At 67.7% G+C, this 7184-nt stretch carries 6 protein-coding genes and 1 tRNA gene; all 7 read right to left on the bottom strand.

What is annotated here, in order from left to right; all coding sequences use genetic code 11:
• Position 1: 1 nt before the first annotated feature.
• Complete coding sequence (locus tag Q8O26_RS19220) at positions 2-1192, bottom strand: integrase arm-type DNA-binding domain-containing protein (protein ID WP_305578566.1); 1191 nt, start codon at positions 1190-1192, stop codon at positions 2-4.
• A gap of 186 nt (positions 1193-1378) precedes the next feature.
• A tRNA-Leu gene (locus Q8O26_RS19225) sits at positions 1379-1463 on the bottom strand.
• 72 nt (positions 1464-1535) lie between these two features.
• Complete coding sequence (gene truB, locus Q8O26_RS19230) at positions 1536-2459, bottom strand: tRNA pseudouridine(55) synthase TruB (RefSeq protein ID WP_305578568.1); 924 nt, start codon at positions 2457-2459, stop codon at positions 1536-1538.
• Positions 2456-2860, bottom strand: coding sequence for a 30S ribosome-binding factor RbfA (gene rbfA / locus Q8O26_RS19235; protein ID WP_305578570.1), 405 nt, complete (start codon positions 2858-2860; stop codon positions 2456-2458). Before rbfA ends, truB begins: the two co-directional genes overlap by 4 nt.
• Before the next feature lie 98 nt (positions 2861-2958).
• Positions 2959-3657 (bottom strand): nucleotidyltransferase family protein, encoded by a 699-nt coding sequence (locus Q8O26_RS19240; protein WP_305578576.1) that lies wholly within the window; start codon positions 3655-3657, stop codon positions 2959-2961.
• 17 nt (positions 3658-3674) lie between these two features.
• On the bottom strand, positions 3675-5183 hold the full coding sequence (tsaE, locus tag Q8O26_RS19245) for a tRNA (adenosine(37)-N6)-threonylcarbamoyltransferase complex ATPase subunit type 1 TsaE (RefSeq protein ID WP_305578572.1): 1509 nt from the start codon (positions 5181-5183) through the stop codon (positions 3675-3677).
• Positions 5180-7184: PAS domain-containing sensor histidine kinase (locus tag Q8O26_RS19250; RefSeq protein WP_305578574.1), on the bottom strand; the 2005-nt coding region annotated here is incomplete at its 5' end. The genes Q8O26_RS19250 and tsaE, both read right to left, overlap by 4 nt.

Raw genomic sequence — 7184 nt, forward strand, 5'->3', positions numbered from 1 at the left:
GCTAACTTCCCGATCGCATGAGTTCGATCTCGGCTGCCCACCAGTCAGCCATTCTCACGCGCTCATCCCAATAAGTTGCCCGATGGTATGCGCGCCGAACCTCGTCAGCGCCCATATGGCCAAGTTCGGCCTCGATGGCATCGGGCAGCCACTTTCCACTTTCGTTGAGCAGTGTCGACGCCGTTGCCCGAAATCCGTGGGAGGTGGCCTCGTCCTTGGAGAAGCCCAGGCGCCGAAGTGCCGTATTCAGCGTGTTTTCGCTCAACGGTCGGAGCGACGACTGAACGGATGGAAGGACCAATCGCCCCTTACCGGTCAGATGGGCTAGTTCCCGTAGAATGGAAAGTGACGTTGAAGAAAGCGGCTTTCGGTGCTCCCGACGCATTTTCGTTCGGCTCGCCGGGATTGTCCAAATACCCTTGTCGAGATCAAACTCCTTCCATTCGGCCTGTCGGAGTTCTCCCGGCCTTGGGTAGAGCAAGGCCATGAGTTGGAGTGCCATTCGTGTCTCGGACATACCGGGATATTCCCAGATCGCCCGAAGCAGGCCCCCAAATAGCTGGGGATCGGTCAAAGCCGCTCGGTGTGTAACGACTGGGGCGGTCAACGCACCTTTCAATCCAAAAGTTGGGTCAGTGTCCACCACCGACGTCGCGATGCCATAGCGAAACACCTGGCTGATGGTCGCCCTCATCCGACGAGCAGTCTCATAGTTCCCTACCGCCTCGACCTTGCGGAGCGTCGTCAGGATCTCGTTCGCGCCGATGTCCCGGATCGGTCGGCTGCCGATATCCGTGCGCGCCAGGCTCACTAGCCATCGCTTCTTGGTAATCGTCGCCTCGGCCTTACCCTCGCGTTCGACCTTGGCGAGGAATTCGTCGGCGACGGACCCGAACGTGTTTGCGTTGGCAGTGCGTCGATTGGCTTTGTCGACCTTCGACTGTTGTGACGGATCGATCCCCGTGGCCAGTAGGCGTTTTGCCGCCTCTCGCCGCTGGCGGGCGTCGGCAAGCGTTACGGCCGGGTAGATGCCCAGGGGGAGCGTCTTTTGCTTTCCATCGTACCGGTATGCCAGCCGCCACAATTTCGAGCCGTGCGGAGGCACGAGCAAATGAAGCCCGCCGCCGTCGCTATATTTTTTCGGGCCGACCGAGGGCTTTAAGCCTCTGATCTGTATGTCGGAAAGCGGCATCTGTTGGTACTCGGTAGCTGGCCAAGTTGGCATTTCCGCCCGGATGCCAACGAATCTACCAACAAAGATTCTGGATGCCAACGGATCGCCCCGGACGACCTCGGACCTCTAGACAGCAAAAAGCCCCGGAAAACCGGGGCTTTCTGGTGGGTTTCGGACGATCTGGGATCATCTGAAACGGGAATTTGGTGCCCAGAAGAGGACTCGAACCTCCACGCCTCGCGGCGCTGCTACCTGAAAGCAGTGCGTCTACCAATTCCGCCATCTGGGCGAAGGCGGCTCTCATAGCGAGTGCTGCGGGACCCGTCAACGTGCTCTTTGCGGGAAAGGCCCTGCGCCGGCGTCACGGCCCGAAGACGAAGACGCGTTTGGGGACGAGTTCACCGGCCTCGACCTCGCAGAGCGCGATCGGATCGCCGGCCGAGGAGGCCCAGACGGCGCCGTCGATCGGCGCGTCGCGGCCGCGCAGGATCGAGCTCTGGCCGCGCAGAAGGCGGGCGGCGACGTCGCGCGTCACCTTGACCTCCGGCACTTCGGCAAGGGCCGCCTCGACGGGCAGCAGCGCATCCTCCAGCGTCTGGCCGGCGATCTTGCCCTCGACGAGCTCGCGCAGCTCCTCGAGCGTCACCGTGTCGTCCTCGCCGAAGGGGCCGACACGGGTGCGCCTGAGCGCCGTCACATGGCCGAGGCAGGCGAGGTCGCGGCCGATGTCGCGGGCGATGGCCCGCACATAGGTGCCCTTGCCGCACTCGGCTTCGAATTCGGCGCTCTCGGCGGAGAAGGCGGTGACGCGCAGGCTGTCGACGGTGATGGTACGCGCCTCCAGCGTCACCTCCTCGCCGTCGCGAGCGAGATCATAGGCGCGCGCGCCGCCGATCTTGATGGCGGAGAATTTCGGCGGCACCTGCATGATCGTGCCGGTGTAGCGCGGCAGCAGCGCCTCCACGGCCTCGCGGGTCGGCCGGAGGTCGGAGCGGGCGGTGACCTCGCCTTCGGTGTCGTCGGTGGCCGTCTCGGTGCCCCAGGCGACGGTGAAGCGGTAGGTCTTGCGGCCGTCCATGACGAAGGGGACGGTCTTGGTCGCCTCCCCCAGCGCGATCGGCAGGAGGCCGGTGGCGCGCGGGTCGAGCGTGCCGGCATGGCCGCCCTTCTTGGCGTTGAACAGGCGCCGCACCTGGGACACCGCATGGGTCGAGGTCTGGTCGAGATCCTTGTCGAGGATCACCCAGCCGTGGACGTCCACCTTCTTCGAGCGCGGCTGGTTCATGCCTCGTCGTCCTTCTCGACGTCGCGGCGCACTTCCTCGCTCTCCAGGAGGCGGTCGATGCGCGAGCCCTCCTCGAAGGAGCCGTCGATGCGGAAGCGCAGGTCGGGCGCGTATTTCAGGTTGGTGCGGTGGGCCAGCTCGCCGCGCAGATAGCGCTTGTTGCGGGCGAGCGCCTGGATCACCTCCGGCTGGTCGTTGCCGCCGAGCGGCATGACGAAGCAGGTGGCGATCTTGAGATCCGGCGACATGCGCACCTCGGGCACGGTGACGACGTTCTTCTGCAGCACGGGATCGTGGATCTCGCCGCGGGAGAGCACTTCGGAGAGGGCGTGGCGCATGAGTTCGCCGACGCGCAACTGCCGCTGGGACGGGCCGGTGCCCGTGTCGAAACGCTTGGCCATGGTCGTGATGTCCTTCGCCCGGGGTCGGACCGGGTGGAAGTTGATGGGGAGGCGGGCACATACACCCTGAGGGCGCGAAAGGGAAGGGTTGGGGGCTCTTATCCTCGGCCTGCCGAGATCGCCCGTTCCGCCTCGCCGATTGCCTCGGGCGTGCCGACATGAAGCCACAGCCCGTCGAGCACCAGGCCGTGAAGGCGGCCCGCCGCCAGCGAGGCGTTCCACAAGGCGTTGAGCGAGAAGACCTCGCCGTCGGCCCGACCGGCGAAATCGGCTTTGCCCATGATGGCCGCCCCCGCATAGGCATAGGGCGCCCTGTCGGCACTGCCGCGCCGCGTCAGGCGTCCGTCGGGGCCGAGGAAGAAGTCGCCGGCACCGTCGAAGCCGACACTCGCCTCCATCGCCGCGAGCAGCAGCAGCGTGTCCATCCGGGCGGGATCGAAGGCGGCGATCATCCGCGACAGGTTCGAGGCCGCCCGTTCGGTCCAGAACGAATCGGCGTTGCGCAGCAGAAAGGTCTCGCCGAGATGCGGCAGGGCACGGGTGACGCCGCCGCCGGAATCGAGGATCTGCGCCCGTTCGTCGGAGATGACGACGACGGGGGCCGAACGGCCCGCCACGGCGGCCTCGATCTGGGCGGCGAGGTGGTGGACATTGACCACGGCGCGCCTCACACCGGCCTCGGCCAGCGGGTCGAGCACATGGTCGAGCAGGGTCTTGCCGGCGACCGCCACCAGCGGCTTCGGAATGCGGTCGGTGATCGGCCGCATCCGCGTGCCGAGGCCCGCCGCCAGTACCATGGCGGTGTCGATGCGGCTCACGGCGGCGGCACCCGGTCGTCCACCCAGCGCTTCACCTGGGTGAGGGCCGGATGGGCGAGGCAGCGCTGCAGATAGGCCCAGATGCGCGGCAGATGGGCGAGATATTGCGGCTTGCCGTCACGCTTGTCGAGGCGGGCGAAGATGCCGAGGATCTTGGTCGCCCGCTGCGCCCCCATGATGGCGTAGAGCCGGGCGAAGGCGGCCATGTCGAAGGCGGGGTCGGCGGCCTTGCGCGCCGTGGCATAGCGCGACAGCAGTTGCAGCTCGAGCTCCTCCGGCACGGTGATGCGCGCATCCTGCAGGAGCGAGGCGACATCATAGGCGGCAGGGCCCATCAGCGCGTCCTGGAAGTCGATGAGACCGACCTTCTCCACCCCTTCGCGTCCAGCCAGCCAGATCAGGTTCGGCGAATGGAAGTCGCGGAGGACCCAGGTCCGCGGCGCGGCCTCGACCTCGGCCAAGAGATCGCCCCAGCGCTGCAGGAAGACATATTTCTCGCTCGCCGGAATGCGCGCGTCCTTCATCGGCAGGTACCAGTCGAGGAGGAGTTCCACCTCGATGGTGAGTGCCTCCTTGTCATAGGCCGGCAGCGCATAGGCGCCCTTCGGCGTCGCCAGCGTCTCGGCGCGCGGCCGCGCATGGATCAGCGCCAGCACGTCCACCGCGGCCATGTAGCGCTCGGCGATCGGCGTGCCGTCGCTGACGACGCCCTCGCCGCCGAGGTCCTCGATGATGAGGAACCCCTGGTCGAGATCGACGGCCTCGATTTCCGGCGCCGACAGGCCGATGTCGCGCAGGCCCTCGGCCATGGCGACGAAGGGCACCATATCCTCGGCGAGATGGGCGATGCGGCTGTAGGGCAGCCCGTTCTTCACCGGCGGCCCGTCCGGCTTCTTCGGCGCGTTCATCAGCACGGCGCGGCGCTGGCCGTCGAGCAGCCGCTCATAGGACCGCGACGAGGCGTCGCCCTGCAGATGCCGGCGCAGCGAGCCACCCCATCCCGCGTTGTTGAGGAAGCTGCGCAGCGCCACCAGCCGCGCCAGCCGCCCGGCCCAGGCGCCATGGCCGGTCAGGGTGGCGCTGCGCGCGTTCGGGCCGCGCGCCGGCACTAGCGTCAGGGCGACCTCCAGCCGGTCGCCGGAGAGGGCACCGCCGAGCCGGTCGGGCCATTCGACGATGAGCAGAGCGCCCTCGGCGGCCTCGTCCCAGCCAAGTTCGGCGATCTCGTCGGGCGAGGTCACCCGGTAGAGGTCGGCATGGATGACCGGCAGGCGCTTGAGGTCATAGGGCTGGATCAGCGCGAAGGTCGGGCTCGGCACCTCCAGCTTCTCGTCCTCGGCGATGGCGCGGATGAGGGCACGGGCGAGCGTCGACTTGCCGGCGCCGAGATCGCCCTCCAGCGTCACCACGTCGTGGGGCTGGGCGGCCATGGCGAGGTCCATGGCGAGTTCGCGCGTCTCCGCCTCGTTGGCGAGCATGCGGTGGTGACGGAAGGGTTCGGTCATTCGGCGGCCTTGGAGAAATCCTCAAGATGAGCCGGGAAAGTGACCTTGACCTGGGTGCCGCTGCCCGGCGCGGTCTCGACCTCGATGCGGCCGCGATGCAGCTGGACGAAGCTCTGGACAATGGAGAGGCCGAGACCGGCGCCGCGGTGGCGGGTACCGGTGGAGCGTGTCTCGAACCGCTCGAACATGCGGTCGACCATGTCGGGGGCGATCCCGGCGCCCTGGTCGCGCACCTTGAAGACGATCTCCTCGCCCTCGCGTGCCGCATCGAGCACCACCAGCCCGCCACGGTCGGAGAAGCCGATGGCGTTGGACAGGAGGTTGAACAGCACCTGCCTGACGCGCTGGGCGTCGGCGCGGAACGTCCCGATGTCCTTGGCGACGCGCGCCTCGATGCGGATATGGTTCTCGGTGATGCGGTCGCGTACCGCGTCCACCGCCGCCTCGATCGTGGAGCGGATGTCGACCTCGCCGAGTTCGAGCTCCATCACGCCGGCGTCGATGGTTGCGAGATCGAGGACGTCGTTGATGATCGACAGCAGCGAGGCCGAGGAGACACCGATATAGCCGAGATATTCGCGCTGCTTGTCGTTCAGGGGGCCGATGGAGGGGTCGTCGAGGACCTGGGCGAAGCCGATGATCGTCGTGAGCGGCGTTCGGAGCTGGTAGGAGACGTGGTGGACGAAGTCGTTGCGCAGCTTGGCCGCCGATTCCAGCGCCTCGTTGCGCTCGGTCAGCGCCCGCTCGACCATCACCATGTTGGTGACGTTTCTGAAGGTGACGAGCGTTGCCCCGCCCGGCAGGGGGGCGGTGCCGGTGTCGAGCACCGAGCCGTCGGTGCGCTCGATGCGGAAGCCGCGCGGGCGCCGGTCGTCGGCGAGCGCCGTGACCGCCGCGCGCACGTCCGACCAGATGCTGCTGTCCTGGACATAGGGCATGCACAGGCTGGCGATCTGGTCGATCTTCGGCCGACCTTCCAGGATGGTCGCGTCGAAATCCCACAGCGCGGCGAAGGCGCGGTTCGACAGCGACAGGCGGGCGTCCGACCCGAACACCGCCACAGCCTCGTCGAGATTGTCGATGGTCTCGCGCTGGACGCGGCCGAGCGCCTGGACCTGCGTCTCCAGCTGCAGGCGCTGCGTCAGGTCCTCGAAGACATAGGTGACGCCGCCGGCCGGATCCGGGTTCTGCACGACGCGCAGGAAGCGCCCGTCCGGAAGAGGCCATTCGAGGATGCGCGGCTCGGTATCCACCGCCTCGTAGATCCCGTGCAGCGTTTTCTTCCATTCGCGGTAGTTGGACTGTTCGGGCAGCAGGCGGCGCTCGCGCAGCCGGTCCAGGATGTCGCCGTCGCTGGGGGCCTGATGGAGAAAAGCGGGCTCGAGGTCCCAGAGCTGGCGGAATGCCTCGTTGTTGAAGACCAGGCGCTTGCCGGCGTCGAAGATCGCCACGGCGGTGGCGAGCTGGTCGAGGGTGCGCTTGTGCGTCTCCATCTCGACCGAGAGTTCGGAGCGCACCGTCTCCAGTTCCGTGACGTCCACGGCGATGCCGGCCGAGCCGGTGCCCGCCGGGGTCTCGATGATGTCGAAGATGCGCCGCTGGCCGGCGGCGACGGCCGCGACCCGGCGGGCGAAGGGCGTGCGCGCGGAGCGGTGGCGCGCCGCCTCGTTGCGGTCGGTCGGGTCGAGCAGTTCGACGCCCGCCGCAACCGCCCGCTGGCCGTCCGCGGCATCGGTTGCCGCCGCATAGGCCGTGTTGACCCAGGTGGTGCGGCCTTCCGCGTCGCGCAGCCAGACCGGAAGCGACAGCGCGCCGAGAAAGGAGCGGATCGTCGCAGTCTCCCGCACCAGGGCGTCGTGGCTCGCGCGCAGCTGGACCAGTTCCTCTCGCACCCCCGCGACGAGGCGCAGGCGCAGCACGGCCCGCCCGCCGATGGGGCGGCCCTCGGCCTCGATCGGCCGGCCGCCCTGGCTGACCACGTCGAGATGGAAAGGCGTTCCG

Origin of the sequence: Phreatobacter sp., from assembly GCF_030691135.1 — a bacterium.
Taxonomy (GTDB): domain Bacteria; phylum Pseudomonadota; class Alphaproteobacteria; order Rhizobiales; family Phreatobacteraceae; genus Phreatobacter.

What these genes read in the sequence shown, in the direction of transcription:
- Q8O26_RS19220 (WP_305578566.1), bottom strand. Translation starts at nt 1,192, where the DNA reads ATGCCGCTTTCCGACATACAGATCAGAGGCTTAAAGCCCTCGGTCGGC.
- truB (WP_305578568.1), bottom strand. Translation starts at nt 2,459, where the DNA reads ATGAACCAGCCGCGCTCGAAGAAGGTGGACGTCCACGGCTGGGTGATC.
- rbfA (WP_305578570.1), bottom strand. Translation starts at nt 2,860, where the DNA reads ATGGCCAAGCGTTTCGACACGGGCACCGGCCCGTCCCAGCGGCAGTTG.
- Q8O26_RS19240 (WP_305578576.1), bottom strand. Translation starts at nt 3,657, where the DNA reads ATGGTACTGGCGGCGGGCCTCGGCACGCGGATGCGGCCGATCACCGAC.
- tsaE (WP_305578572.1), bottom strand. Translation starts at nt 5,183, where the DNA reads ATGACCGAACCCTTCCGTCACCACCGCATGCTCGCCAACGAGGCGGAG.